We start from the raw sequence: 24,833 nt of genomic DNA, 5'->3' as shown, positions 1-24,833 counted from the left end.
GCGTCGCGGACGGCCCGTTCACCACTGCGGTGAGCGGGCCGTCCTGGTTCGCGCTGTCACATCGGCCGCGGGTGTTTCGTCCTGTCTGCGACGACAGGAGGGCATGATGCGGATTCTCGTCACCGGGGCGACCGGGATGCTGGGGCGGCAGGTGGTTCCGGCGCTGCGCGAGGCCGGGCACGATGTGGTGCGGATGAGTCGCCGCCCGGCACCGGAGGGGGACACGGCCTGGCGGCGGGCGGATCTGGCCACCGGCGAGGACTTGGCGCACGCGGTCGGTGACGTCGACGCGATCGCGCACCTGGCGTCCAGCCCGTACCGGGGGAAGTACACGCAGCAGACCGATGTGGCGGGCACCCGGCGGCTCTGCGCGGCCGCCCGGCGGGCCGGGGTCGAGCACCTGCTGTACGTGTCGATCGTGGGCATCGACGGCGTTCCGTGGAAGTACTTCAAGCAGAAGCTGGCCGCCGAGGAACACGTGCGCGGTGGCGTGCCGTGGTCGATCGTCCGGGCCACGCAGTTCTACCCGGCGATCGACATGGTACTGACGGCGGCTGCCCGACTTCCCCTGCTGCCGGTTCCTTCGAAGGTCCTCGGCCAGCCGGTCGACACCGCGGTGGTGGCCCGCCGGGTGGCCGAACGCCTCGCCGACGGCCCGGCGAAGGAGATCGCGAACGTCTGCGGCCCCGAGGTGCTGACGTTCCAGGAACTGGCCGACACCTGGCTGGCAGCGCGAGGGCGCCGTCGCGCCACGTTGCCGCTGCACGTCCCAGGAGCCCTCGGCAAAGCCTTCCGCGCAGGCGAACTGACCCTGCCGAACAACCCAACACCAGGCCCAACCTGGCGCGAATGGCTGGAAACGTGATCATCCAATGGCGAATTCGCCCGTCCCGCTCCTTGAGCGGCTGGTACGCGCACTCGGAGTCGCGCTCGTCGTGCGGTTCGATTCCAGGACTTCCGCCGATCTGGTCGTGAGTGCGAAAACCGGCTCCAGCCCAATGCCGGGTAGTTAGTGGTGTTGGGGTGGGGGTGGTGTGGGTGCGGCTCCTGGTAGAAGGAGGGTCGACCACACCGTGGTTTCGGCTGGTAGTTGTCCGTTCCAGTTCGGGGTGGCGTCGCTGCGGTGGAGGAGGCGTCCCGGTAGGTCCAGCTCGACCGGTGCGGCGCCGAAGTTGGTGGCGCACGTGAAGCCTGGCTCGCGGCGGAAGACCAGCACGCCGTCGGGGGCGTCCAACCACTGCAACGCGCCGTCGCCGAGCGCCGGATTCTCCCGCCGCAGAGCCAAAGCGTCGCGATAGGTGCGCAACACCGAGTCGTCGCGGGCGTCCTGCGCGGCGACGGTCAGCTGCGCCCACTCCCCCGGCACCGGCAACCAACTGGCCGCCGAGCTGAACCCGAACGGCGGGTGCTCGCCGGACCACGGCAGCGGCACCCGGCAGCCGTCCCGGCCCCGCTCGGTGCGACCGGAGCGCTCCCAGATGGGATCCTGCCGGGCCTCGTCGGGCAGGTCCAAGACCTCGGGCAGCCCGAGTTCCTCGCCCTGGTAGACGTAAACCGAGCCGGGCAGCGCGAAGCTGAACAGCGCCGCCGCGCGGGCTCGACGCGCACCCACCGCCCCGTCGCCGTAGCGGGTCACCGGCCGCTGCACGTCGTGGTTGCCGAGCACCCACGTGGTGGTGGCGCCCACCTGGGCGGTGGTGGCCAGCGATTCGTCCACCACGGACCGGAAATCCGCCGCCGACCACGGCGCCTCCAGCAGCGCGAAGTTGAACGCCTGGTGCAGCTCATCGGCCCGGACGTAGCGGGCCAGCCGCTCGCTGGTCGACGCCCACGCCTCCGCCACCCCGACGCGCGCGCCCTGGTAGGAGTCGAACAACTGCCGCCAGTCGCGGTAGATCTCGTGTACCTCGTCCTGGTCGAAGTACGGCAGTTCACCGCGCCCGAGCAGGGAAATCTGCTTGTGCAGCCCGGTGTCCGGCAGATCCGGGTGCTTGATCATGCCGTGCGCGACGTCGATGCGGAACCCGTCGACACCGCGGTCCAGCCAGAACTTGAGCACCTTCCGGAAGTCCGCGCGCACCTGCTGGTTGCGCCAGTTGAGGTCGGGCTGCTGCGGGGCGAACAGGTGCAGGTACCACTGGCCGTCCGCGAGCCTGGTCCACGCCGGACCGCCGAAGATGGATTCCCAGTCGTTGGGCGGTAATTCGCCGCCCGCGCCGCGGCCGTCCCGGATCACGTACCGGTCCCGCGCGGCGTCGCCGGGCGCGGCCGCCAGCGCCTGGTTCAGAACGCCTGGGTGGACTCGCGGATTACCAGGCTGGGGCGGAACATGCGGCTGAAGCTGGTCGAACCGCGCCCCGGTTCGTCCGGGTCGAGCTGCCGGGCGAGTTCGTCGACCGCCGCGGCCGCCATGTCGTGGATGGGCTGCGCCAGCGTGGTGAGCGCGGGTTGGCAGTACGCGGCCAGCGGGATGTCGTCGAAGCCGACCACCGAGATGTCCTCGGGGGTGGCCAGCCCGCGGCGCTTGGCCTCCCGCATCGCGCCCAGCGCCATCACGTCCGAGGAGCACAGCACGGCGCTCGGTCGCGGGCCGTCCAGCAGTCGACCCATCGCCTCGGCGCCGCCCTTGGCCCCGAACGGCGCGTGCGCGACGAGGTCGGTTTCCGGTTCGATACCAGCCTCTTCCAGCGCTGCCGTCCAACCGGCCCGCTTCAGCCGGGACGGCAGCGCGCGGGCCGGGCCGCTGACGAACCCGATCCGGCGGTGGCCGAGTTCCAGCAGGTGTCGCGCGGCGGTGTAACCCGCGAGGTGCTCGTCGACGGTGATGTCCGGGACGTCCAGGCTCGGCGCTCCGCCGTTGACGAACACCATCCGCACGCCTTCGGCGCTGAGCTTCTCGTAGTAGCTGCGGCTCTTGCGCTCGTCGTTGTCCGGATTGGCGATCTCCGGCGAGACGAAGATCATCCCCTCGACACCGCGAGCCACCAGCATCCGGACGTATTCCCGCTCGGTCATCGCGGCATGCGTGTTGCACAGCAGCGATGCGTATCCGGCCAGCGAGGCGCGGGTTTCCAGCGCTTCGGCGAAGGCCGGGAAGACCGGGTTGGACAGTTCCGGCACCAGCAGCCCGACGACGCCGGTGCGGCGCAGCGCACCGGCACCGCGCGCGGTGTGCGGCATCTGGTTGAGCACTTCGAGCACGCGCTGCCGGGTCTCCTCCTTGATGCCCGCCTTCCGGTTGAGCACCCGGCTCACCGTGGACACGCTCACCCCTGCCGCCTGGGCGATATCGGCCAGACCCGCCACTGCTCACTCCTCCGCGCTGGGACCATCTGCTGCGGCAATCCTGCACATGACCGAAAGATTTTGCAATCGACTATCGGAACATGGTGTCGATACGAGCTTCATTTGTACCGGAACACCTTGACTTACATCACATTTCAGGTATGCAATCTAGCGCCAGAGATTCGCAAATCTTTGCAAACAGGAGGATCGTTCTGGCCGATGCTGGTGCGCACGCTGATCTGGACCTTCGCGTGCGTGTTCTGCCACTACACGATCGGCCTGGCGCTGGCGATGCTGCTCAACCGGCAGTTGCGGCTGCGCGGGCTGTACCGGGTGCTGCTCATCGTGCCCTGGGCGGTGCCGGTGTTCATCAGCGCGTTCGCCTGGCGGTACCTGTTCAACTCGGAGTACGGGCTGATCAACTGGGCGCTGGAATCGGTCGGGCTGCCCGCGCAGGTGTGGCTGGGGCAGTCCGATCTCGCGCTGGTGTCGGTGATCATCGTCAACGTCTGGCTGGGTGTGCCGTTCATGATGGTGGCGCTGCTGGGCGGCCTGCAGGCCATCCCGCCGGAGCTGCACGAAGCCGCCGAGATGGACGGGGCGACGCCGTGGCAGCGGTTCGTGCACGTGACGCTGCCGGGGCTGCGCCCGGTGTCCGGCACGGTGGTGCTGCTCGGGGTGATCTGGACGTTCAACATGTTCCCGGTCATCTACCTGATCACCGGCAACAACCCGCACACCAGGATCCTGGTCAGCTACGCGTTCGAACGGTTCTTCTCCGGGGCGACCAGGGATTACGCCATCGCCTCGACGTACGGCGTGCTGGTCCTGTCGATTCTGCTGGTGTTCGCGACGATCTACCGCCGCGCGATGCGCAGGCAGGGGGAGGTGCTCTGAGTTGACCATCGACGCAGCTTCGCTGCGGGCGACATCCGCGGCAGCCGAACCGAGCCGCAAGCGACGGCGGTCCGCTGCGGCCAGCGTCGGCCTGCACGGCGCGCTGATCGTGGCTTCGCTGATCGCGGTGTTCCCGGTGTTCTGGGTGCTGGTGGTCTCGTTCAAACCGGACGCCAAGGCGATCGAGGCCACCCCGACGCTGTTCAACGAGTCCAGTTTGGACAACTACTGGAACGTGCTCTCCGGCGCGAAGGGCGCTTTCCTGAGCTGGTTCGGCAATTCGGTGCTCATCGCGGGGCTGACCACGGTGCTCGGCGTGCTGCTGGCGGCCACCACCGCCTATGCCGTCAGCCGGTTCCGCTTCCCCGGTCGGCACTGGCTGCTGCTGTCGTTCCTGGTGGTGCAGATGTTCCCGTTCGCGGTGCTGATCGTGCCGCTGTACAACATCCTGCTGAGCCTGGGCCTGCAGGGCAGTGCGTTCGGACTGGTGCTGGTGTACTGCAGCACGGCGATCCCGTTCCGCACGTTCATGTTGAAGGGCTACTTCGACGGGATTCCCAGCGACATCGACGAAGCGGGCCGGGTGGACGGGCTGTCGCCGTTCGGGGTGTTCTGGCGATTGGTGCTGCCGCTGGCGAAGCCGGGGTTGGCGGTGACGGCGTTCTACTCGTTCATCGTGGCCTGGAGCGAGGTGGCGTTCGCCTCGGCGTTCCTGTCCGCCGAGGACCGGTCGAAGACGCTGGCGGTTGGCCTGCAGGTGTTCGTGCAGCAGAACCGCGCGGAGTGGGGTCATCTGGCCGCCGCGTCGGTGCTGGTGGCGGTGCCCGCGATGATCGTGTTCTACCTGGTGCAGCGGTTCCTGGTCAGCGGCCTGGCAGCGGGCGGTGTGAAGGGCTGACGCACCGGCTCGCGGCTTGGTCACGCGTGGTGACCACGGGAATCGCGCCGCCGACACTAGGCTGGTCGGTATGAACTCGTTCAGCCTCAGCGGCCCTCCGATGATCCTGGACGGCGGCCTGGCCACCGAACTGGAGGCGCACGGCCACGACCTGTCCGACGCGTTGTGGTCGGCGCGCCTGCTGGTGGACTCCCCGGAGGAGATCGTCGCAGCGCATGCGTCGTTCTTCCGGGCGGGCGCGTCGATTGCGACGACGGCGAGCTACCAGGCGAGCTTCGAGGGGTTCGCGGAGCGCGGCATCGAACGGGCCGATGCGGCGAAGCTGATGCGGCGCAGCGTGGAACTGGCCCGGCTGGCGGGCGATGTCGAGCCGGGTCGGTACCGCTGGGTGGCGGCGTCGGTCGGCCCGTACGGCGCGACGCTCGCCGACGGTTCGGAGTACCGGGGCCGCTACGGGCTGACCAAGCGCGAACTGCGCGCGTTCCACCGGCCGAGGCTGGAGGCGCTGGCCGAAGCGCGCCCGGACGTCTACGCGCTGGAGACGATCCCGGACATCGACGAGGCGGAAGCACTGGTGGCCGAGGTCACCGAGCTGGACGTGCCAGCATGGCTGTCGTTCACGATCAGCGGCCTGCGGACGAGGGCGGGACAGCCCTTGGCGGAGGCGTTCTCGGTGGCCGACACCGACGCGATCATCGCGGTCGGCGTCAACTGCTCGGCGCCGGACGACGTGCTGACCGCGATCGAGATCGCCCGCGAGGTGGTCGACAAGCCGATCGTGGTCTACCCGAACAGCGGCGAGGGTTGGGACGCGCAGCACCGCGCCTGGACGGGCCGGTCCCGCCTGTCGGCCGAGCAGGCCAGGAGTTGGCGCGCGGCGGGCGCGCAGCTGATCGGCGGCTGCTGCCGGGTGCGGCCCGAAGACATCGCGGCGGTGGCGGACGCGCTGACTGCGCCGGGCGCCTGAACCCGGGTGCGCCGAATCGCCGATCCGGGCAAATATTTACCGGGCAATTCATCGGAAAGTTCTTTTCCGACAAGCCGGTTTGCGGTGGAATGTCGTATCCGTTCGTCGGCGAAGGGACACGGCATGCGTCGGATGGCGAAGCTCGCAGGGGCGGCAACCGCAACGGTGTTGCTCTGCCTGGGCGCGGCCCAGGCGTTCGCGACCAACGAACCGCTGGAGATCACCGGGACGACGGTGTTCACCAAGGGCGAGGGCGGCTACAACTGCTTCCGCATCCCGGCGCTGGTGCGCACCCAGGACCGCGCCGCGCTGCTGGCGTTCGCGGAGGGCCGACGCGGCGACTGCGACGACACCGGCGACATCGACGTGGTGCTCAAACGCTCGACGGACGATGGACGGACGTGGCAGGCGCTGGAACTGGTCGCCGACGGCGCTGGCGACACCCGCGGGAACCCGGTACCGATCGTGGACCGCGGCACGGGTCGAATCACGTTGCTGACAACGCACAATCCGGGTTCGGACTGCTCCGGCAGCGGCTGCACCAGAACGCCTTTCCTGCAGCACAGCTTGAACCCGCAAGGTACGCAGTGGACGGCACCGGTGGCGCAGCCGCAGTTGACGAAGCCGGCGTGGAACACGTGGTACGCCACCGGTCCGGGCCACGGCCTGCAGATGACGCGCGGCGAGCACGTCAACCGGATGGTCGCGGGCATCAACTTCGAAGGCGACGGCGGGGTCAAGGGAGCGGGCATCGTCCACAGCGATGACGGCGGCACCACCTGGCAGGTCGGCGCGCTGGACGACCGGACCGGCGAGCCGATCAAACCGCAGGAGCTGAGCCTGCTGGAGACGGTCGACGCGGAGCTGTACGCGGCGGCGCGCAACCAGGACAACTCCGGTACGACGATCGCCGAAGGCAACCGGGCCCACGCGGTCAGCGCCGACGGCGGAGCTACGTTCCGGGAGCCGTTCTCGCTCGTGCCGGAACTGAGCGGCCCGGTGGTGCAGGGCTCGGTGGTGCGGCTGCGCGCCACTACGGCCGGAGATCCCAACAACCTGATCCTGTTCTCCGGGCCGTACAACACGGACCCGAACATGGACCACCGCCGCCACACGATGCGCATCCGCACGTCCTCGGACGAGGGCGCGACGTGGCAGGAGGTCGGCACGGTCGTCGACGCCACCTGGGCGGCCTATTCGGATCTGATCAACCTGGGCGGCGGCTGGGCGGGCCTGCTGTACGAGGCGGGCGCTCCGGAGTCGGAGGACGCGAACCAGACGATCCGCTACGCGAGGTTCAGCGAGAACGACCTGGCCCGCTGAGCGCGAAAACCAGTTGGCAGGCCCCGGGTTGGCGCCCCAAGCTGGTGCGCATCCGAGCGATGCACCGGGGGAAGCCGATGACGGAACCGGAGTTCGACACCGAGGGCCTGTTCAATGACGACTACCTGCACTTCTACGGCGAACTCATAGATGCGCGCAGTGACGGCGAAACCGAGCTGATCTGGAACCTGCTGGGGTTGGAGCCGGGCACCGAACTGCTCGACCTGGCATGCGGCCACGGACGGCTGGCGAATCGGCTCGCGGCGCGCGGCTGCCAGGTGACGGGACTGGACTACACCGAGGTGTTCCTGGAGCACGCCCGCGCGGACGCCGAAACCCGTGGCGTGCAGGTCGAATACGTCCTGGGTGATATGCGCGAGCTGTCCTGGATCAACCGGTTCGACGCGGTGATCAACTGGTTCACCGCCTTCGGCTACTTCTCCGACGAGGAGAACCGGCGCGTGCTGGAGCAGGTCCACAACGCGCTGCGGCCGGGCGGGAAGTTCGTCCTGGAGCTGAACAACATCGTCAACCTGCTGCCCCGCTACCAGGCCAGCGTGGTCTGGCAGGTGGGCGAGGACATGGCGATCGACCAGCACCGCCTGGACCCGGTCACCTTCCGCTCCGTCGTGGAGCGCACGCTCATCCGCGACGGCCGGGTCCGCCGCGTGCGCTACTCGGTGCGCTTCTTCGCCTTCCCGGAACTCCGCGACTGGCTGCGCCAAGCGGGCTTCCGCGAAGTCGAAGGCTGCGGCGAAGACGGCGGCCCGCTGACCGCGGAGCACCGCCGGATGATCGTCGTCGCCCAACGCTGACCCCGGTTCGGGTGAAGGGTGAAGGGCACTTTTCGCCAAGTATGTTGGTGAAACGTGCCCTTCACCTGGACACGATCGGTGTGCTGCGCTACTTCAGGACGTCTGCCGGGATGGCGTAGCCGCGGACTCGTTGCGGGTGGTCTCCGACCGGGACGCGGGCGAGTTCGCCGCCTCCGGCGAAGTCCACGACGGACACGTCGTCGCTGTCGCTGTTCGACAGGACGCAGTAGCGGCCGTTGGGGGTGGTGGCGGCCCAGTAGGGCTTTTTGCCGGTCGGCACCAAGGAATCGGTCGTCAGGCCGGGTAGCGAGATGATGGCCGCGTAGTCCGAGACGGTTCCGGCGTCGCAGAGCTTGGTGTTGTCGCCGTTGCTGGCCAACCCGTGGTGCGCCGAGTCCAGCGGGTACTCGTCCCGCCGCAGCTTCTCGGCCGCTTCGGACAACGGCAGGTGCACGGTGCGGGTGATCCGCTTCTCCACCAGGTCGTATTCGATGAACCCGTGGTGGAAGGACAGCTGCGCGTACATCGTCCGTCCGTCCGGCAGCACCAGGAACGGCCGGATCCCCACCCCGAAATCGATCACGTCGGTAACGGCCATGCTGGCGGTGTCCACAATGGTCAGCCACCGGTTCCCCTTGAGCCCGTCGAGGGCGGGCTCGTCGGGCATGATCACCCGGCCGATGGTGGCGTTGTACAGCGTTCGGCCATCGGCGGAATACCGGTTCTCGTGCGGGAAATCCCCGGTGGGGAAGCTGGCCACGATGCCTCCGGTGGCCGGATCGAGCATGTCGACCACGTTGGCCGTGGTCGCGGAGACGGCGAGCCGGGAGCCATCCGGCGACAGCGCCATGTGATCGGACCGGTAACCGCTGACCTCGGTGCGCCAAACCTGTCGACCGGTGGCGATCTCGAAGGCCGACACGTCCCCGAGGCTCGGCCGCGAGACGTACATGGTCCGGCCATCCGGCGCCACCGCGATGTCATCGACGAGCTGGTCGTGCCCCTCACCAGCGGTGTTGCGGATGACCAGCATCGCGGCGTGCTCGTCCGGGGTCATCTCGGCCAACCGCTGCGCCAGGTCTGGCACCACGTTGATCTGCTGGTACTTGCCGAAGTGCTCGGCGTCGAGCAGATCGACGGTGCCGTCCCAGTTGTTGCCGACGAACATGACGTCTCGGCGCTGCTCGGCAACCGCCGGAGCCACCGGGACGACACCCAACGCGACCAGCGCCGCAGCACCGATCGCGCCGAGTCTGGAAAGCCTTCTGCCGCGTGGAGTTCTCATCCGAACCGCCCTTCTGCCGCAAGCGGGATCAATCACGTCTACCCACCCAAACGAACATGAGGCCGATTCAGATATGGCTGACCCGCGGATCTCCCCGGGAAACAACCCGAACAGACCCACGGGTCCCGACGTCAGCCGAGCTTCGCGCTCCCATTCAGTGCGGCACGGTGCAGTGCGACACCGGAGTTGGCCGCGACGGTCGCGGTGAACGTGCCGTCCGCGCCGACGTCCACCGCCTGGCCGGTGCACGCGCCGCCCGAGACCTCGCCGGTCAGCACGTCGCAGTAGGTCCCGGCGGGCAACGACGTCTGGAAGGTCCGCGACAGCTCGCCGCCTTCCCGGTTGATCACGACGAACCCGGCGGCACCGCGCCCGAACGCGATCTGACCGCCGCCGTTGTCCCACCAGTTGTTGAGCTCGGCGCCCTGCACCGCGCCGTGGAACCCGGCCATCCCGGCGATGATGGCGCGCCGGTGCTCGCACACCCACACCGAGTTGTCGCAGCTCGCCGCCTGGGTCGTCCCATCGGCAGCGGCGGGCGGCCCGGCGTCGGAGTTGTCGAAGGCGAAGCTGGAGATCAGCTGCGGAGTGCCGTAGGGGTAGGCGAGTTCGAAGGCGACGGCGAGGTCGTAGGCGACACCGTCCTTGTAGGTCAGGATCGGTGAGCTGCGCTGCGTGTCGTGGTTGTCGATGAACACCACGGCTTGGTCGCCGGGCAGCGACATCTGCTGCGGCAGGTTCGCAAGCCCAGCAAGGGAACCGTTCTTGAACGCGTTGGCGACCACGCCGTAGTAGCCGAACTCGGTGACGTCGCCGTTGCCGGTGTACTCGCCCGCGGTGGTCGTGCCGTCGGCGATCACCTCCTGGAAGACGTAGGGCTGCTGGCCTGTTCCGGGCACGGGCTGCAGCCCCCCGAAGATCGCGGCGACGTCCTCCGGCGGCATGTGCTTGACGCCGTCCACCCGGAACCCGGACACGCCGAGGCTCACCAGGTCGTTGAGGTAGGCCCGCTCGGTGTTGCGCACGTATTCGGATTCGGTCGCGAGGTCGGCCAACCCGACGAGCTCGCAGTTGCGCACTTCCCACTTGTCGTTGTAGTTGCTGATGTCCCGGCGACAACCGTGGAAGTCGGGGTCCGAATAGACGCCCGGGTAGTTGTACTTCTCGTAGGTCGAACCGCCGCTACCCGGCCCGTTGCCGCCGGAACCGGTGCCGCTCATGTGGTTGACCACCGCGTCGGCGTAGATCTGCACCCCGGCGGCGTTGCAGGTCCGCACCATCGCGGCGAACTGCTCGCGATTGCCCCGGCGGGTCTGCAGCTGGTAGCTCACCGGCTGGTAGTCCTGGTACCAGGGATAACCCGCACCGGCGAGCACCACGTGCTCCTGCGGCGGCGAAACCTGGACCGCGCCAAAACCCTTGGGGCCGAGGAAATCCGTGCATTCCTGCGCGATGGAATCCCAGGGCCACTGGAACATCTGGACGATCGGTCCGCGCACCGGGGCGGTGGCGGGCGCCGCTTGGGTTCCCATCGCGGCGGGCACCAGAGCCGAGCCGGTGAGCACCGCGGCGAGCACCAGAAACGGTAATCGCATGACAACCTCCTCTGCGCTGAGCAGGTCGCCTACGATCACATTTTCTTGCAGTTGTTAAGTCAATACGCCATCTGAACCAGGCGCGAGCTGCCCAAATGCTTGCAAATTATTGCAACAATTGACAGATGGTCCACTTCGGACAGATCAAGCATCGGCCGGGAGCACGTTGTGCCAGCGGTGGAAGGCATTGCGCGGGTCGTACTCCGCCTTGAGCCGGGCCAGTCTGCGGTAATTCTGCTCGCCGAACCCGGCGATGACGCGGGCCTGCCCCTCGTCGCCGATGAAGTTCAGGTAGACCGCACCGGTGGTGTAAGGCCGGAGGTCCTCGCGCAGCGCCCGCGCCCATTCCCGGGCCCGCACGTCATCGGCCGGGTCCTCCCACAGCCCGAAGGGGTGCACCACCCACGGTGCGGACCGGTTGGCCATCGGCCACCGACCATTCGCGCGGGCGACCGCACCGCCCCACGGGAACAGCACGTGCTGCGACGGCGACGGCACCACCATGTCAGCCGCGCGGGCGCAGAACAGGCCGACCGCCGCATCGGGCAGCTCTCGCAGGTACTCCGCCGACCAGTAGTTCCGGTAGCCCGGCGGATTGTCGAGCATGCACTGCAACTCGGCGTACGGCAGCTCCGCGATCAGGCTGCCAGCCGGTCGCAGCGCCAGCAGCGGTTCGATCCGGCTGCGCAGCTCGGTCTCCGGGCCGGCGCAGGTCACCAGGATCGCGCAGGCGAGCGATCCGACCAGCGATCCGGGCACGAAGTCCTCGGCAGGGGCGGTCACGAACAGCGCGCCACCGCCGATGTCGTCCGGCGCGTCCGCCATCAGGTCCCGGTAGGTCCGCACCACTGCCGATGCTTCCTCCGGTGGCCACAGCATCAGCGCCGCGGAGAACACCGGCAGCTCGTGCAGCCGGAAGGTGAACGAGGTGGCGACGCCGAAGTTGCCCCCGCCGCCGTGCAGCCCCCAGAACAGCTCGGGATTCTCCGCATCGCTGGCAACCACCCGACGACCAGCCGCGGTGACCAGCTCGACCGCCAGCAGGTTGTCGCAGGTCAGGCCGCACTTCCGCTCCAGCCAGCCGGACCCGCCGCCGAGCGTCAGCCCGGCGACCCCGGTCGTGGACACCCGCCCGCCGGTGGTGGCGAGTCCGTGGGGTTGCGTCGCCTGGTCCACATCGCGCCACAACGCGCCGCCGCCGACCGTCGCGGTCCGCGCCTCGGGATCCACCGACACCGAGTTCATCGCCCGCATGTCGATCACCAGGCCGCCGTCGACGGTGCTCGCCCCCGACACGCTGTGGCCACCGCTGCGCACCGCGACCTCGACGGAGTTCTGCTGCGCGAACGTCAACGCGGCCGCCACGTCGGCCGGATCCAGGCACTGCGCGATCAGCCGGGGCCGCGCCCGAACGGCACCGTTGAACAGGGCCCGCGCCTGTTCGTAGGCCTCGTCGTCGGGCCCGAGGACCGAACCCGTCATCCGCAGCTCGCCGACCATGTCCGTCATCGCACCCGCCCCCGCGCTGACGCTAATTCGCGGACGCCGCAAACGGCCAGAGAACTTCGGCCCCGCCCGCTGCGCCCGGAGGGGGATCGTCCGCGAGCGGGGCGGGCAGCGGACAATGGCGGCATGCGCGAAGTGGAGATCCGGGACGACATGATCCGGCTCGGGCAACTGCTGAAGCTGGCTGGCCTCGTCGAACACGGAGCAGAGGCGAAGGCACTGCTGGAAGACGGCCAGGTCGAGGTCAACGGAACGGTCGAAACCCGCCGCGGCAAACAACTCGTCGACGGCGACGAGGTACTACTCGGCAACGAAATCGTCCGAATCGTGACCCGCTGAAACCGCCAGGTCGGCGGCTCGTGAATAGCTAACCGGAATCTTCACCCAGGACAGCAAGAAGGCCGGTGCCCTGCGGACACCGGCCAAATGCCAGATCGGCGTTGCGCCGTCAGTGGAACGAGTCGCCGCAGGCGCAGGAGCCGCCCGCGTTCGGGTTGTCGATGGTGAAGCCCTGCTTCTCGATGGAGTCGACGAAGTCGATCACCGCGCCCTGCAGGTACGGAGCGCTCATCCGGTCGACGACCACGCCGAGACCCTCGAAGTCCCGTCGGGCGTCGCCGTCGAGGCTGCGCTCGTCGAAGAAGAGCTGGTAGCGCAGGCCCGCGCAGCCGCCGGGCTGGACGGCGATGCGCAGGTGCATGTCGTCGCGGCCCTCCTGGTCCAGCAGGGCCTTGGCCTTGTGGGCCGCCGCGTCGGTCAACGTGACACCGTGGGCGGGCGCCTCGCGCTCGGTCGTGGTGTTCGGGGCGGTCATGGACTCTCCCTAGAGGTCTCGCTCATCCGATTCCGGCGTGACGTACAACCACACCCGGAACCGGGCTATTCCCACGGGCGCCGCCCGGGGGCCTGTGTTCGGTCTTCTGCTGCCCATGGTGACACAGTCACGGGCCGAGCTGGTGTGATGCGGCTTGCGTATGTCGGATCCAGCCCGGCTGTCCGGTCTGGTGCAGGCCTGTACCAGGGCGTCGAATACCCTGGAGGAGTGAGGTTCCTTCGCCGTAGCAGCGCTGAGCAGACCGCCACCGACGAGTCCGACACCGAGACTGGTGCGTCTGCGGCGGAGCATGCCGCCAACCGCACGCCGAAGAAGGGCAAGCCGACTCCGAAGCGGCGGGAGGCCGAGGGCAAGCGGCGCGGCCCGGTCCCGCCACCGCCGAAAACGCAGCGGGAGGCGATCAAGCGGTCCCGCGGCAACAAGGAGGAGCGCCGACAGGCGGCGAAGGAACGCCGCGAGCGGATGATGCAGGGCGACGACCGCTACCTGATGCCCCGCGACAAGGGCCCGGTGCGGGCCTACGTCCGCGACCTGGTCGACACCCGGCGCCACCTGATGGGCCTGTTCATGCCGCTGGTGCTGATCGTGTTCGCCACCACCCTCGCGCAGAACCTGGTGGTCCAGCAGTACGCGACGCTGGCGTGCATGGTGCTGCTGGTGATGATGGTCGTCGAGGGCAGCCTGCTCGGCCGGTACGTGAACAAGCAGGTCCGCGCGAAGTTCCCGGACGCCAAGGACCGCCCGTTCTCGCTGGGCTGGTACGCCTTCACCCGCGCCATGCAGATCCGCAAACTGCGCGTCCCCCGCCCCCGCTACACCCCCAAAGACATCGCCAAACTCGGCTGAACGCCGGAGGTTTCGGTGGGATTGCGGACGTTTGTGCTCGGTGGGGCGCGGTCCGGGAAGTCCGCGCATGCCGAAGGGTTGTTGGCCGAGTCCGCGCCGGTCACCTACATCGCTACCGCTCGGCAGGATCCGGCAGACCGCGAGTGGGCCGAGCGGATCGCCGCGCACGTGGCCCGTCGGCCGGACACCTGGCGCACCGTGGAGGCCGGGGACACCGACTCGCTGCGTCGCTTGTTGGCCGATGCCGGTTCCGAGGCGTTGATGCTGGTGGATGACCTGGCGACCTGGCTGACCGGGGCTCTCGACGACGCCGGGGCGTGGGAGCGCGATCCGGCCGCGCTCGAAGTGGTGACCGGGCATTGCGCCGCGCTGGTCGATGCCGTCGCCGGGTGCGCGGCGCGGTTGGTGATCGTTTCCGCGGAGGTCGGCCTCGGGGTCGTACCGGCCACCCCGTCTGGAAGGCTGTTCCGGGACGAACTCGGCTCGCTCAACGCCCGGCTCGCCGACGTGTGCGACGAGGTCGTCCTGCTCGTCGCCGGACAGCCACTCCGGCTGCGCTGAACCGACACGGAGGTTTTCGCTTGTCCACCGACCAGAACGAGTCCGGCCCGATCGGGTTCCCGCCGGTACCGGCGCCGGATGAGCAGGCCCGGCGGCAGGCGGTCGCCCGGCAGGAGCAGCTGACCAAGCCCGCCGGTTCGCTGGGGCGACTGGAGGAACTCGGGATCTGGGTCGCGGCCCGGCAGGGCAACTGCCCGCCGCGCCCGTTCGCCCGCCCGCGGGTGATCGTCTTCGCCGGGGACCACGGCATTGCGGCGCAGGGCGTGTCGGCCTATCCCAGCGAGGTCACCGGCCAGATGGTCGGCAACTTCCTCAGCGGCGGTGCGGCGGTGAACGTGCTGGCCGCGAACGCCGGGGCGACGGTGCGCGTGGTGGACATGGCCGTCAACACCGACACCCCGCCGGTGGTCTCCGCGCACAAGGTGCGGCGCGGGTCGGGTGTGATCGACCGGGAGGATGCCCTCACCGCAGCCGAGGTGGACGCCGCGATCAGCGCGGGGCGCACCATCGCCGACGAAGAGGTGGACTCCGGCGCCGATCTGCTCATCGCCGGTGACATGGGCATCGGCAACACCACACCGGCCGCGGTGCTGATCGCCGCGCTCACCGGAACCGAGCCGGTGGCGGTCGTCGGTCGTGGCACCGGCATCGACGACAACGCATGGATGCGCAAGACCGCCGCGATCCGGGACGCGCTGCGCCGCGCCCGCAAGGTGCTCAACGATCCGGTGGCCCTGCTGCGGACCTCGGCCGGGGCCGATATCGCCGCGCTGACCGGGTTCCTCGCGCAGGCGGCGGTGCGGCGCACCCCGGTCCTGCTGGACGGCGTTGTGGTGGGCGCGGCGGCGCTGGTCGCCGAGGAACTCGCGCCCGGCTCGCGGCAGTGGTGGCTGGCCGGGCACCGCTCCGCCGAACCGGGTGGGCCGCTGGTGCTCGACCACCTCGACCTCGTCCCGGTCCTCGACCTGCAGATGCGGCTCGGTGAGGGCTCCGGGGCGTTGACCGCGCTGCCGGTGATCAACGCCGCGGTGCGGGTGCTCGGCGAGATGGCCACCTTCGCCCAAGCCGGTGTCGTCAGCCGCACCGAAACCGAGGCGACCGGCTCAACGCCGTGACGTTGGACGGTCTGCGCCTGGCGGTGTCGTGGCTGAGCGTGCTGCCGGTGTCCGCGCAGCGCGTCGACGACCGCACCTGCCGACAGGCGATCTCGTTCGCTCCCCTGGTCGGCGCGCTGGTCGGCGGGTTCGGGGCTGTCGCGCTGTGGGCGCTGACCGCGCTCGGTGCCCCCGCACTGCTGGCCGGACTGCTCACCGTCGCGGTGTTGGTGCTGGTCACACGCGGCATGCACGTGGACGGCCTGGCGGACACGGTGGACGGCCTGGGCTGCTACGGGCCGCCGGAGCGCGCGCTGAGCGTGATGCGCGACGGCGGAGCCGGGCCGTTCGCGGTGGTCGCGCTGATCCTCGTGCTCGGCGTGCAGGCGGCCAGCCTCGCCGAACTGGCGAACGCGCCGGTCACGGTCGTGCTCGCCTGCGCGGTGGGTCGCGCGGGTTTCGTGCTGTGCTGCCGCACCGGGGTGCCCGCCGCGCGGCCGGAAGGCATGGGTGCGCTGGTTGCGGGCAGCCAACCCACCTGGCTGGTCGCCGCTTGGTGGCTTGCCCTGTTCGCGGTCGCCGCGCTCGCCTTCGGCTGGCCCGTCGCGGTCGCGGTGGCCCTCGCGGCCGTCCTGCTCGCCGCGCTCACCTGGCACGTCCGACGCCGCTTCGGCGGCATCACCGGAGACGTCCTCGGCGCCGCCTGCGAACTCGCCACCACCGTCGTGCTGGCAGGCGCAGCCATCGCCTGACCCACCCGTTTCCGAGAAATGGAAAACCTGTTAGCTGAGCTTGGCCATCCAGCCGTGGGTATCGGCGCCCGTGCCGTGCTGGATGCTGGTGAGGCGCTCGCGCAGCTTCATCGTCATCTCGCCCGGCTGCCCGTTACCGATGGTGAACTCGCCGTCGCGGTGCTTCACGTGACCGACCGGGGTGATCACCGCGGCGGTACCGCAGGCGAAGACCTCGGTGAGCTCACCGGTGGTGGCCTTCTTCTCCCACTCCTCGACGGTGATCCGCCGCTCCTCCACCTGCATGCCGAGCTCCTTGCCCAACTCCAGCAGCGACGAACGGGTCACGCCGGGCAGCAGGCTGCCGCTGAGCGCCGGGGTCGCCAGGCGGGCGTCGGAACCCGACCCGAACACGAAGAACAGGTTCATGCCGCCCATTTCCTCGACCACGTGCCGCTCGCACGCGTCCAGCCAGACCACCTGGTCGCAGCCCTGCTCCACGGCCTCGGCCTGCGCGGCGAACGAGGCGGCGTAGTTCCCGGCGAACTTCGCCGCGCCGGTGCCGCCCGGCGCGGCGCGCACGTATTCGTGGCTCAACCACACCGTGACCGGCTTGACACCACCGGCGAAGTAGGAACCGCACGGGGAGGCGATCAGCGCGTAGAGGTAGGCGTTGGACGGGTGGTTGACCCCGAGGCCGATCTGGGTGGCGATCATGAACGGTCGCAGGTACAGCGCGCTCTCCTCGGCGGTCGGCACCCACGCCCCGTCGACGGCGACCAGCTCGCGCAATGACGCGAGGAACAGCTCCTCGGGCAGCTGGGCCATCGCGATGCGCTGCGCCGAACGCTGGAACCGCCGCGCGTTCTCGTCGGGCCGGAACGCCGCGATCGAACCGTCGGGCTGGTGGTACGCCTTGAGACCTTCGAAGATCGCCTGCGCGTAGTGCAGGACCGAGGTCGCCGGGTCGAGCTCCAGCGAGTGGTAGGGCTCGACGGCGGCGTCGTGCCAGCCGCGCTCCTCGGTCCACTTGATGGTCACCATGTGATCGGTGAAGTACCGTCCGAATCCCGGATCCGCCAATACGTCCGCGCGGCGCTCGTCGCTGGCCGGTAGCGGGTTCGGGGTCCGGGTGAAAGACAGCGCTCCAGTCATGCGCGTACCGTATCGCGCGCTTCAGAGCAGTGGAAACCGGATCTCCATAAGTTGGTCGTCCAAATATCCGGCCTCCGCTTACTGCCCGCTCAATGATCACAACCGATCGTGACGCACCGCCCTGGAACCGGTACTCCGGCGCATATGATGTGACCATGACGCAAGCCCAGAACACCCCGGTCCCGGTGGGGCCCACCACGACGTCGCAAGACGCACTGGCCGCCACCCTGGCGGCGTTGCTGCCGTTGGGCGGCGGCATGTTGATCATGCTCGGTTATGTGTGGATCGGTGTTTTCGGCGCGATCCTCGGCGTCGCCGGTGCGGTTGGCTGGGCGTTCTGGTGGCGCAACAAGCGCAAGGCGTTCTTCCCCGAGGACCTGCGCGGCGGTTCGGTCGGCGGCATCGGAGCACTCGTCGCCGTCATCGGGCTGCTGCTGTTCATCTCCATCTGAGCGCCCGCTTCCGAACCGCTGGCGATTTCGCGCGAAACCGTCCACTTCCCACTACGGGACGCGGCGATTTCGCGCGAAATCGCGACGGCCCCGCTACTGGCCGATCAGCAGTCCGTCCGGGAGGGACGGTAGCGCCCACTTCGGATCCGGTCGGGCGTCGCAATAGGTGCCGTCGAACGGGAACCGGCCCGCCTCGGCCAACTCGATCATCCGCTCGCCCTCGGCCTGCAACCTGCTCAGGTGACGATCGCCGAACCGGCCGGCGGCCAGCGCACCGGCCACTTCGTCCTCGTCCTTCCAGGACCAGCACCCGTCCGGGAACACCTCGACGTCCAGCACCCCGTCCACGCGCCGGACACCGGTCGCATCCCTGCCCAACGGCACTTCCAGGTTGACGTACCAGTTCCGGAAGGTGCCGTCGGGTTCGAAGAACCACCACACCGACGCCCAGCGGTGCTCGAACACCAAGCGCAGCGTCGAGGTGCCGCGCCAGGTCGACTTGGCGGGCACCCGAGGCCCGCTGAAGCGTTCGAACAACGGCATCTGGCGCGGCGAGCGACCATCCGGTGAGGTGGTGATCCGGATCGACGTGCCATCCAGCACCCAGCAGAGCAGCTGGTCACCGTCGTCCTCGACGACCCGTGCCGGATGGACGGTGCCCAGCGAGCCGTCCAACCGCCAGAAGCTGTAGAGCACTTCCTCGCCAGGCGCCCAGTTCAGCGATTCAGCACAGTTCAGCGATTCAGCACGGTTCAGCGATTCAGCCCAGTTGCTCGATTCAGCCCAGTTCAGCGATTCACCAGTGGTTTTCAGGGCAATTTTGCCGACACTCGGTTTGAGCATGACCCCGCCTTAGCTCCAATGACGGGACAGCCCTCCCGTCACCAAAGGACCGATTACTACGACTGCAAGCGTCGCAAGCATCGCAGAAATCGGCATGCTCATCGCCAGCACGACGGACACCCCCATGCCCAGGCACGCCATCCGCATCGGCCAGGTGCGGCCCTCGGCCAGCAGCACCCGCGCCGCGGCGTTCGCGAAGGCGTAGTGCACGAGCAGGCAACACACCGCGAAGGCCATCGCCGAAACGGGCGGCACCAGGAGTGCGACCGCCACCGCGGCGACACCGGCCGTCACATCCAACAGGTACGGCGTCCCGGCACTACCGGTTCGCCCCAGGGCACGCGGCAGGTCGCGGTCGTGCACCAGCGCCAACGCCGTCGAGCGGAACGACTCCAGGGCGCCGAGCAGCACCGGCAGCAGCGCCACCGCCGCGCCAACCCCGACCAGCGGCGCGAGGTCGGCCGCCGCGGCGGCGGTCAGCACGTCCCGGATCGGGGTCGGCGACAGCGCCAGCCGCGACCAGCCGAGTTGGTGCACCAACGCCGCCGTCACCGCCGCGAGCAACACGGTGAGCGCGGCGAACGAGATCACGGTGCCGCGCCGCATCGCCGACCAGGCGAACCGGTCCTGCTCCGAGGCGGGCGCGGTCAGCCGTTCGAAGCCGAGGTAGGCGAAGAACAGCACACCGGCCGCACCGGTGATGCCGACCGCGCTGTCGCTCAACGGCCGTCCAGCCGGAATCGGCGGAACCGGGTCGATCGCGAAGCACGTGACCACCACGAGGCCCAGCACCGCGACGGTAAGCACGAGCCACAGCCACGCGGCGCCGCCCCTGATCCGCAGCCCGACCGTCGCCGCCAGCACGACCAGCAGGATCGCCACCGCCGCGACCTGCGGCGCGGCCGCCGGTAGGAAGAACTCGCCCAGCACTCGCGCGATCGCGGCCATCGCGGCGACCTGCCCGGCCAGGTAAGCGCTGGCCCCGATGCGGGCGGGCAACACACCCATCCGGTCCCGCACGCACGCGTAGGTCGGGCCGGGACCGCGGTAGGCCACCGACTGGTGCGCGGTCGCCAGTGCCGCGCATGCCGCGGCCAGCAGCGCCACCAGCAGGCCCAGCGGCAGCCACGGACCGGCTGCCGCGGCCGCGGGCGCCGGAGCCACGAACACACCCACGCCGAGCATCCCGCCGAGCGCGAGCGCGATCGCACCGGTCCCGGAGGGGAGCTGGTCGCCCGATTCCACCTGTTGGGCCACGCGACCACCCTTACAGACGAACGTCGGCACGTGCAGCCGCCTGTCGGCTGACACATGGCGACGGGTCTCCCCCACGGTCAGGTTATGCGACGCCGGGCAGTGCGCGGCGCGCACCGATGCACACCGCCACGCCTTACCGACGTCCTGGTCGGTTTTACCGTCGCCGGGCGTTCTAGAGTGCGGAGAGCTTTGCTGACACCGCAGTGTTGACGCCGTGACCCGGAGGATGACCACGTGACGACCCCGAAACTCGCCCTGACCGACACCGCGGTGGCCAAGCTGACCGTTGACGCGCTGGTCGTCGGAACCGTGCAAGGCAGCGACGGCCTACAACTCGTGCCGGGCGCCGATCAGGTCGCGACCGCGTTCGACGGGGACCTGGTGAAGGTGCTCACCTCGCTGGGCGCGACCGGCAAGGCGGACGAGGTCGTCAAGCTGCCCGCCAGCGGCAAGCTGCGCGCCGACATCCTGGTGGCCGTCGGCCTGGGCAAGCCTTCGGCCGACGGCGGCGTGTCCGGCGAAGCGGTGCGCCGGGCCGCCGGTGCCGCCGCCCGCGCGCTGAGCGGCGTCACCCACGCCGCGACCACGCTGTCGGCGGTGGACCTCTCGGCGACCGTGCAGGGCACGGTGCTGGGCGCTTACGCCTTCACCACGTACAAGTCGCAGTCCGGCGACGAGCCGGTGTCCGAAGTGGACTTCGTGGTCGCCGATGCCAAGGCCGACGCGAACTTGCACGCGCTGAAGGGCGCCACGGCGATCGGCGAGGCCGTCAACACCGCCCGCGACCTGATCAACACACCGCCCAACGACCTGTTCCCGGCGTCCTTCGCCGAGCGCGCCGCCGAACTCGCGCGCGCCGCAGGCCTGGAGGTCGAGGTGCTCGACGACAACGCGCTGCGCAAGCAGGGCTTCGGCGGCATCCTCGGCGTCGGCGCCGGTTCCGCCCGCCCGCCCCGGCTGGTCCGGTTGCGGCACAAGGGCCCGAAGGCGGCCAAGAAGGTCGCGCTGATCGGCAAGGGCATCACCTTCGACACCGGCGGCATCTCGCTCAAGCCCGGCGCGAACATGGAGGAGATGACCTCGGACATGTCCGGGGCCGCCGGGGTGATCGCCACCATGCTGCTGGCCGCCCGGCTCAACTACCCGCTGGAGATCATCGCGACCGTGCCGATGGCCGAGAACATGCCGTCGGGCAGCGCCTACCGACCCGGCGACGTGCTGACCATGTACGGCGGCAAGACCGTCGAGGTGCTCAACACCGACGCCGAGGGCCGGCTGATCCTGGTCGACGCGATCACCCGCGCCTGCGAGGACGATCCCGACTACCTGGTCGAGACCTCCACGCTCACCGGCGCGCAGGTGGTCGCGCTGGGCAAGCGCACCCCCGGCGTGATGGGCAGCGAGGACTTCCGCGACCGGGTGGCGCGGCTGTCGCAGGCCGTCGGCGAAGGCGGCTGGCCGATGCCGCTGCCCGAGGAGCTGCGCGGCGACCTGGACTCCAAGCTCGCCGACCTGGCCAACATCACCGGACACCGCTGGGGCGGCATGCTGGCGGCGGGCATCTTCATCGAGGAGTTCGTCGCCGACGGCGTGCAGTGGGCGCACCTCGACATCGCCGGTCCGTCCTACAACACCAGCGCGCCGTGGGGCTACACGCCCAAGGGCGGCACCGGTGTCCCGGTGCGCACCATGGCGGCGGTGCTGGCCGACATCGCCGATCAGGGCTGATCGGGTGCGCTGAGTAGTCCTACTCCGTCGCGGTTGCGTATTTGTGATCTGAAACTCAAATGGATCGCCACGACACCGCGGCGGAGTGCAACCATGGGTCGATGACCGAATCGACACTGGACGCACCCACCGCGGTCCGGCACGGCTATCGGGTCGACGTGGTGTGGACCGGCAACACCGGGCAGGGCACCAGTTCGTACCGCAGCTACGAACGCACCCACGAGGTGCGCGCGGCGGGCAAGGACGCCATCGATGCCTCCGCGGACCCGGTCTTCCTGGGCGAAGCGGACCGCTACAACCCGGAAGAACTGCTGGTCGCATCGCTGTCGCAATGCCACATGCTCTGGTTCCTGCACCTCGCGGCGGACTGCGGCGTGGTGGTCACCGGCTACCACGACCAGGCGCGCGGGATCCTCACCGAGAACCCTGACGGCTCCGGGCAGTTCGAAGCCGTGGAGTTGGCACCCGAGGTCACGGTGGCCGACCGGGCCAGCGTCGACGTGGCCGAAGCACTGCACGAGCGGGCCCACGAACTCTGCTACATAGCCAAGTCGGTGACCTTCCCGGTCAACTGCACCCCCACCACCCGCATCGCCAACTGAAGTGCCTGCCCTTGGGCTCCTTCTGCGTAGCGGTGCGAGTGGAACCTCAGACGCCGTCTCGCAGAGAACATTCAGTGGCCGGAGTCTGAGAACGCGCGGCGGCGCAAGTGACGAGAGTGGGCCAAGCGGCTGGCGTCGCTTCAGGGACAAGAACAAGGACGACAGGCTCCGAGGTCTGATCGCACGGCGATCCCCGGCGATCAGTCGGCCGCGCGGCGGGACCGGTCGCGGAGGATGCGCTGGCGGGCCTGGTAGTCCCGCATCCGCTGCGGGTAGCCGACCTTGGCCACCTCGTACAGCGGGATGCCGATCCGGCGGGTCAGCCGGTGCGCCGCAGCAGGTCCGTCCACCCGCCGCCGGGTCCACTCGCCGTCGTGCGCTATGAGCATCAGCGTCGTCTCGGTCACGGTGGTCCGCGGCTCCAGATATCCCTCCACGCCCCGGCGTTGCGCGGACCAGCTGATCAGGTGCTCGGCATCGGCCGAACTCGCACCGCGCACCCCACCGGAACGTCGCCCGCGGAACCGATCGAACAGGCCCACCGCACTCGCCTCCCGTCCTGGGGATGGAAACAGCAGCCGTGCATTCGATGATGCCACCGCCGACATGGGGTGGGCGTGAAAAACGATCACCTGCGGTTGTGATGCTCGACAGGTGCAGCGCAGATCACCCGGCCCACGTCGCGTCGGCGCGTCGTGTGGTGACAAGATGGCTCTCAGGTGCCCCGTGACCTTTACGTCCGATGACACCGTCAGCTAGTCAATGTTGCCTGTCGAGGAGTGCGAAGTGACCGACACGTCCGCCGATCTGGTCATTCTCGGCGGCGGTTCGGGCGGCTACGCCTGCGCCTTCCGCGCGGCCGAGCTAGGCCTGTCCGTCGTCCTTATCGAAAAGGACAAGCTCGGTGGGACCTGCCTGCACCGAGGCTGCATTCCGACCAAGGCGCTGTTGCACGCTGCGGAGATCGCCGATGCCACCCGCGATGCCGACCAGTTCGGTGTGCGCGCGGTGCTGGAAGGCATCGACATCGACGGGGTCAACAAGTACAAGGACGACATCGTCGCCGGTCTCTTCAAGGGGCTGCAAGGCCTGGCCAAGGCGCACAAGATCACCCTCGTCGAAGGCGCCGGAACCCTGGTGGACGCCAAGACCGTCGAGGTGGGCGGTACCCGCTACACCGGCAAGAACGTGGTGCTGGCAACCGGTTCCTACTCCAAGACGCTGCCCGGCCTGGAACTCGGCGGCAAGATCATCGCCAGCGAGCAGGCGTTGAACCTCGACTTTGTCCCCGAGAAGGTCGTCGTGCTCGGCGGCGGCGTGATCGGCGTGGAATTCGCCAGCGTGTGGCGGTCCTTCGGCGCTGACGTGACCATCGTCGAAGCCCTCCCGCACCTGGTCCCCAACGAGGACGAGTTCGCCTCCAAGCGGCTGGAGCGCGCCTTCCGCAAGCGCGGCATCAAGTTCAAGACGGGTGTGAAGTTCACCGGCGCGCAGCAGACCGCGAGCGGCGTCTCGGTGAGCGTGGAGAACGGCGAGACCTACGACGCCGATGTGCTGCTCGTCGCGGTCGGACGCGGTCCGAACACCGCGGGGCACGGCTTCGAGGCCGCCGGGGTGCACATGGAACGCGGCTTCGTCCGCACCGACGAGCGGCTGCGCACCAACGTGCCGGGTGTCTACGCCCTCGGCGACATCGTGCCCGGCCTGCAGTTGGCGCACCGCGGCTTCCAGCAGGGCATCTTCATCGCCGAGGACATCGCCGGGCTGAACCCGCAGCCGATCGACGAGGCGGGCATCCCGCGGGTGACCTACTGCCACCCCGAGGTCGCCTCGGTCGGCCTGACGGAGGCCGCGGCCAAGGAACAATACGGTTCGGTGGAAACGTTTACCTATGACCTGGCTGGAAACGGCAAGAGCCAGATCCTCAAGACCCAAGGCGCGGTGAAGCTGGTCCGCGCCACCGACGGCCCGGTGGTCGGCCTGCACCTGGTCGGCGACCGCGTCGGTGAGCTCATCGGCGAGGCGCAGTTGATCTACAACTGGGAGGCGCTGCCGGAGGACGTGGCTCCGCTGGTGCACGCCCACCCCACCCAGACCGAAGCGCTGGGCGAGGCGCACCTCGCCCTGGCCGGCAAGCCGCTGCACGTGCACGGCTGAC

General features: G+C 69.3%; 23 protein-coding genes and 2 pseudogenes. 15 read left to right on the top strand and 10 right to left on the bottom strand.

The window, feature by feature from the left end; genetic code table 11:
• The first annotated feature begins 103 nt into the window (after positions 1-103).
• Entirely contained in the window at positions 104-865 is a 762-nt protein-coding gene (locus ACTWQN_RS15120) for an SDR family oxidoreductase (RefSeq protein ID WP_443204098.1), read from the top strand.
• A gap of 144 nt (positions 866-1,009) precedes the next feature.
• Here the strand turns inward: ACTWQN_RS15120 and ACTWQN_RS15115 are convergent.
• Together ACTWQN_RS15115 and ACTWQN_RS15110 are read right to left on the bottom strand one after the other, a co-directional pair.
• Positions 1,010-2,299: pseudogene (locus tag ACTWQN_RS15115) on the bottom strand (alpha-amylase family glycosyl hydrolase); the annotation flags it as partial.
• The gene (locus ACTWQN_RS15110; RefSeq protein WP_443204097.1) at positions 2,284-3,306 is read right to left on the bottom strand and encodes a LacI family DNA-binding transcriptional regulator; all 1,023 of its coding nucleotides are present in this window, start codon (positions 3,304-3,306) and stop codon (positions 2,284-2,286) included. The pseudogene ACTWQN_RS15115 and the gene ACTWQN_RS15110, both read right to left, overlap by 16 nt.
• A gap of 183 nt (positions 3,307-3,489) precedes the next feature.
• On the opposite strand from ACTWQN_RS15110, the pseudogene ACTWQN_RS15105 reads away from it, so the two are divergent.
• From ACTWQN_RS15105 to ACTWQN_RS15085, 5 genes and pseudogenes are all read left to right on the top strand, one after another.
• A pseudogene (locus ACTWQN_RS15105) lies at positions 3,490-4,182 on the top strand (carbohydrate ABC transporter permease); the annotation flags it as partial.
• A gap of 1 nt (position 4,183) precedes the next feature.
• On the top strand, positions 4,184-5,080 hold the full coding sequence (locus ACTWQN_RS15100; protein ID WP_443204096.1) for a sugar ABC transporter permease: 897 nt from the start codon (positions 4,184-4,186) through the stop codon (positions 5,078-5,080).
• A 70-nt stretch (positions 5,081-5,150) separates the two neighbouring features.
• Entirely contained in the window at positions 5,151-6,047 is an 897-nt protein-coding gene (gene mmuM, locus ACTWQN_RS15095) for a homocysteine S-methyltransferase (RefSeq protein WP_443204095.1), read from the top strand.
• 132 nt (positions 6,048-6,179) lie between these two features.
• The gene (locus tag ACTWQN_RS15090; RefSeq protein WP_443204094.1) at positions 6,180-7,370 is read left to right on the top strand and encodes a sialidase family protein; all 1,191 of its coding nucleotides are present in this window, start codon (positions 6,180-6,182) and stop codon (positions 7,368-7,370) included.
• A 77-nt stretch (positions 7,371-7,447) separates the two neighbouring features.
• Complete coding sequence (locus ACTWQN_RS15085) at positions 7,448-8,185, top strand: SAM-dependent methyltransferase (RefSeq protein WP_443204093.1); 738 nt, start codon at positions 7,448-7,450, stop codon at positions 8,183-8,185.
• An 88-nt stretch (positions 8,186-8,273) separates the two neighbouring features.
• Here the strand turns inward: ACTWQN_RS15085 and ACTWQN_RS15080 are convergent, their stop codons facing one another.
• The 3 genes from ACTWQN_RS15080 to ACTWQN_RS15070 form a co-directional block, all read right to left on the bottom strand.
• Positions 8,274-9,470, bottom strand: coding sequence for a YncE family protein (locus ACTWQN_RS15080; RefSeq protein ID WP_443204092.1), 1,197 nt, complete (start codon positions 9,468-9,470; stop codon positions 8,274-8,276).
• Between the two features lie 131 nt (positions 9,471-9,601).
• Positions 9,602-11,065, bottom strand: a complete 1,464-nt coding sequence (locus ACTWQN_RS15075; protein WP_443204091.1) for an alpha-amylase — start codon at positions 11,063-11,065, stop codon at positions 9,602-9,604.
• Positions 11,066-11,209: 144 nt separating this feature from the next.
• Complete coding sequence (locus ACTWQN_RS15070; protein WP_443204090.1) at positions 11,210-12,574, bottom strand: FAD-binding oxidoreductase; 1,365 nt, start codon at positions 12,572-12,574, stop codon at positions 11,210-11,212.
• 123 nt (positions 12,575-12,697) lie between these two features.
• On the opposite strand from ACTWQN_RS15070, the gene ACTWQN_RS15065 reads away from it, so the two are divergent.
• Positions 12,698-12,910, top strand: a complete 213-nt coding sequence (locus tag ACTWQN_RS15065) for an RNA-binding S4 domain-containing protein (protein WP_443204089.1) — start codon at positions 12,698-12,700, stop codon at positions 12,908-12,910.
• 109 nt (positions 12,911-13,019) lie between these two features.
• Here ACTWQN_RS15065 and ACTWQN_RS15060 read toward each other — a convergent pair whose 3' ends face one another.
• On the bottom strand, positions 13,020-13,385 hold the full coding sequence (locus tag ACTWQN_RS15060; RefSeq protein ID WP_443204088.1) for a HesB/IscA family protein: 366 nt from the start codon (positions 13,383-13,385) through the stop codon (positions 13,020-13,022).
• A gap of 228 nt (positions 13,386-13,613) precedes the next feature.
• Here ACTWQN_RS15060 and ACTWQN_RS15055 point away from each other — a divergent pair, with 228 nt between their 5' ends.
• From ACTWQN_RS15055 to cobS, 4 genes are read left to right on the top strand one after another with little or no spacing between them, the layout of a single operon-like run.
• Positions 13,614-14,252: a DUF3043 domain-containing protein gene (locus tag ACTWQN_RS15055; protein WP_443204087.1), complete on the top strand. Its 639-nt coding sequence runs from the start codon at positions 13,614-13,616 to the stop codon at positions 14,250-14,252.
• Between the two features lie 15 nt (positions 14,253-14,267).
• Positions 14,268-14,813, top strand: coding sequence for a bifunctional adenosylcobinamide kinase/adenosylcobinamide-phosphate guanylyltransferase (gene cobU, locus ACTWQN_RS15050; protein WP_443204086.1), 546 nt, complete (start codon positions 14,268-14,270; stop codon positions 14,811-14,813).
• Between the two features lie 20 nt (positions 14,814-14,833).
• Entirely contained in the window at positions 14,834-15,928 is a 1,095-nt protein-coding gene (gene cobT, locus ACTWQN_RS15045; RefSeq protein ID WP_443204085.1) for a nicotinate-nucleotide--dimethylbenzimidazole phosphoribosyltransferase, read from the top strand.
• 2 nt (positions 15,929-15,930) lie between these two features.
• Positions 15,931-16,659, top strand: coding sequence for an adenosylcobinamide-GDP ribazoletransferase (gene cobS / locus ACTWQN_RS15040; protein WP_443204309.1), 729 nt, complete (start codon positions 15,931-15,933; stop codon positions 16,657-16,659).
• 30 nt (positions 16,660-16,689) lie between these two features.
• Here the strand turns inward: cobS and ACTWQN_RS15035 are convergent, their stop codons facing one another.
• The gene (locus ACTWQN_RS15035; RefSeq protein WP_443204084.1) at positions 16,690-17,793 is read right to left on the bottom strand and encodes a branched-chain amino acid aminotransferase; all 1,104 of its coding nucleotides are present in this window, start codon (positions 17,791-17,793) and stop codon (positions 16,690-16,692) included.
• A 155-nt stretch (positions 17,794-17,948) separates the two neighbouring features.
• Between ACTWQN_RS15035 and ACTWQN_RS15030 the strand changes: the two genes are divergently transcribed.
• Complete coding sequence (locus ACTWQN_RS15030) at positions 17,949-18,245, top strand: hypothetical protein (RefSeq protein WP_443204083.1); 297 nt, start codon at positions 17,949-17,951, stop codon at positions 18,243-18,245.
• Between the two features lie 93 nt (positions 18,246-18,338).
• Here ACTWQN_RS15030 and ACTWQN_RS15025 read toward each other — a convergent pair whose 3' ends face one another.
• On the bottom strand, positions 18,339-19,088 hold the full coding sequence (locus ACTWQN_RS15025; protein WP_443204082.1) for a ribonuclease FAU-1 family protein: 750 nt from the start codon (positions 19,086-19,088) through the stop codon (positions 18,339-18,341).
• 9 nt (positions 19,089-19,097) lie between these two features.
• Complete coding sequence (locus ACTWQN_RS15020; protein ID WP_443204081.1) at positions 19,098-20,345, bottom strand: APC family permease; 1,248 nt, start codon at positions 20,343-20,345, stop codon at positions 19,098-19,100.
• 234 nt (positions 20,346-20,579) lie between these two features.
• Here ACTWQN_RS15020 and ACTWQN_RS15015 point away from each other — a divergent pair, with 234 nt between their 5' ends.
• Together ACTWQN_RS15015 and ACTWQN_RS15010 are read left to right on the top strand one after the other, a co-directional pair.
• Positions 20,580-22,073, top strand: coding sequence for a leucyl aminopeptidase (locus ACTWQN_RS15015; RefSeq protein ID WP_443204080.1), 1,494 nt, complete (start codon positions 20,580-20,582; stop codon positions 22,071-22,073).
• A 101-nt stretch (positions 22,074-22,174) separates the two neighbouring features.
• On the top strand, positions 22,175-22,675 hold the full coding sequence (locus ACTWQN_RS15010) for an OsmC family protein (RefSeq protein WP_443204079.1): 501 nt from the start codon (positions 22,175-22,177) through the stop codon (positions 22,673-22,675).
• A gap of 200 nt (positions 22,676-22,875) precedes the next feature.
• Here ACTWQN_RS15010 and ACTWQN_RS15005 read toward each other — a convergent pair whose 3' ends face one another.
• Positions 22,876-23,217: an oxidoreductase gene (locus ACTWQN_RS15005; RefSeq protein ID WP_443204078.1), complete on the bottom strand. Its 342-nt coding sequence runs from the start codon at positions 23,215-23,217 to the stop codon at positions 22,876-22,878.
• A gap of 244 nt (positions 23,218-23,461) precedes the next feature.
• On the opposite strand from ACTWQN_RS15005, the gene lpdA reads away from it, so the two are divergent.
• The gene (lpdA, locus tag ACTWQN_RS15000) at positions 23,462-24,832 is read left to right on the top strand and encodes a dihydrolipoyl dehydrogenase (RefSeq protein ID WP_443204077.1); all 1,371 of its coding nucleotides are present in this window, start codon (positions 23,462-23,464) and stop codon (positions 24,830-24,832) included.
• The last annotated feature ends 1 nt before the right edge of the window (position 24,833 follow it).

Source organism: Saccharopolyspora antiqui, from assembly GCF_052246905.1.
Lineage (GTDB): Bacteria > Actinomycetota > Actinomycetes > Mycobacteriales > Pseudonocardiaceae > Saccharopolyspora.
This window is presented reverse-complemented; position numbering and strand designations above follow the sequence as displayed.

Bases quoted from the DNA above. Each gene is read 5' to 3' on its own strand.
- ACTWQN_RS15080 (WP_443204092.1), bottom strand. From the start codon at position 9,470: ATGAGAACTCCACGCGGCAGAAGGCTTTCCAGACTCGGCGCGATCGGT.
- ACTWQN_RS15085 (WP_443204093.1), top strand. From the start codon at position 7,448: ATGACGGAACCGGAGTTCGACACCGAGGGCCTGTTCAATGACGACTAC.
- ACTWQN_RS15120 (WP_443204098.1), top strand. From the start codon at position 104: ATGATGCGGATTCTCGTCACCGGGGCGACCGGGATGCTGGGGCGGCAG.
- ACTWQN_RS15025 (WP_443204082.1), bottom strand. From the start codon at position 19,088: ATGCTCAAACCGAGTGTCGGCAAAATTGCCCTGAAAACCACTGGTGAA.
- ACTWQN_RS15070 (WP_443204090.1), bottom strand. From the start codon at position 12,574: ATGACGGACATGGTCGGCGAGCTGCGGATGACGGGTTCGGTCCTCGGG.
- ACTWQN_RS15065 (WP_443204089.1), top strand. From the start codon at position 12,698: ATGCGCGAAGTGGAGATCCGGGACGACATGATCCGGCTCGGGCAACTG.
- ACTWQN_RS15030 (WP_443204083.1), top strand. From the start codon at position 17,949: ATGACGCAAGCCCAGAACACCCCGGTCCCGGTGGGGCCCACCACGACG.
- ACTWQN_RS15060 (WP_443204088.1), bottom strand. From the start codon at position 13,385: ATGACCGCCCCGAACACCACGACCGAGCGCGAGGCGCCCGCCCACGGT.
- ACTWQN_RS15075 (WP_443204091.1), bottom strand. From the start codon at position 11,065: ATGCGATTACCGTTTCTGGTGCTCGCCGCGGTGCTCACCGGCTCGGCT.
- ACTWQN_RS15035 (WP_443204084.1), bottom strand. From the start codon at position 17,793: ATGACTGGAGCGCTGTCTTTCACCCGGACCCCGAACCCGCTACCGGCC.
- mmuM (WP_443204095.1), top strand. From the start codon at position 5,151: ATGAACTCGTTCAGCCTCAGCGGCCCTCCGATGATCCTGGACGGCGGC.
- ACTWQN_RS15090 (WP_443204094.1), top strand. From the start codon at position 6,180: ATGGCGAAGCTCGCAGGGGCGGCAACCGCAACGGTGTTGCTCTGCCTG.
- ACTWQN_RS15010 (WP_443204079.1), top strand. From the start codon at position 22,175: ATGACCGAATCGACACTGGACGCACCCACCGCGGTCCGGCACGGCTAT.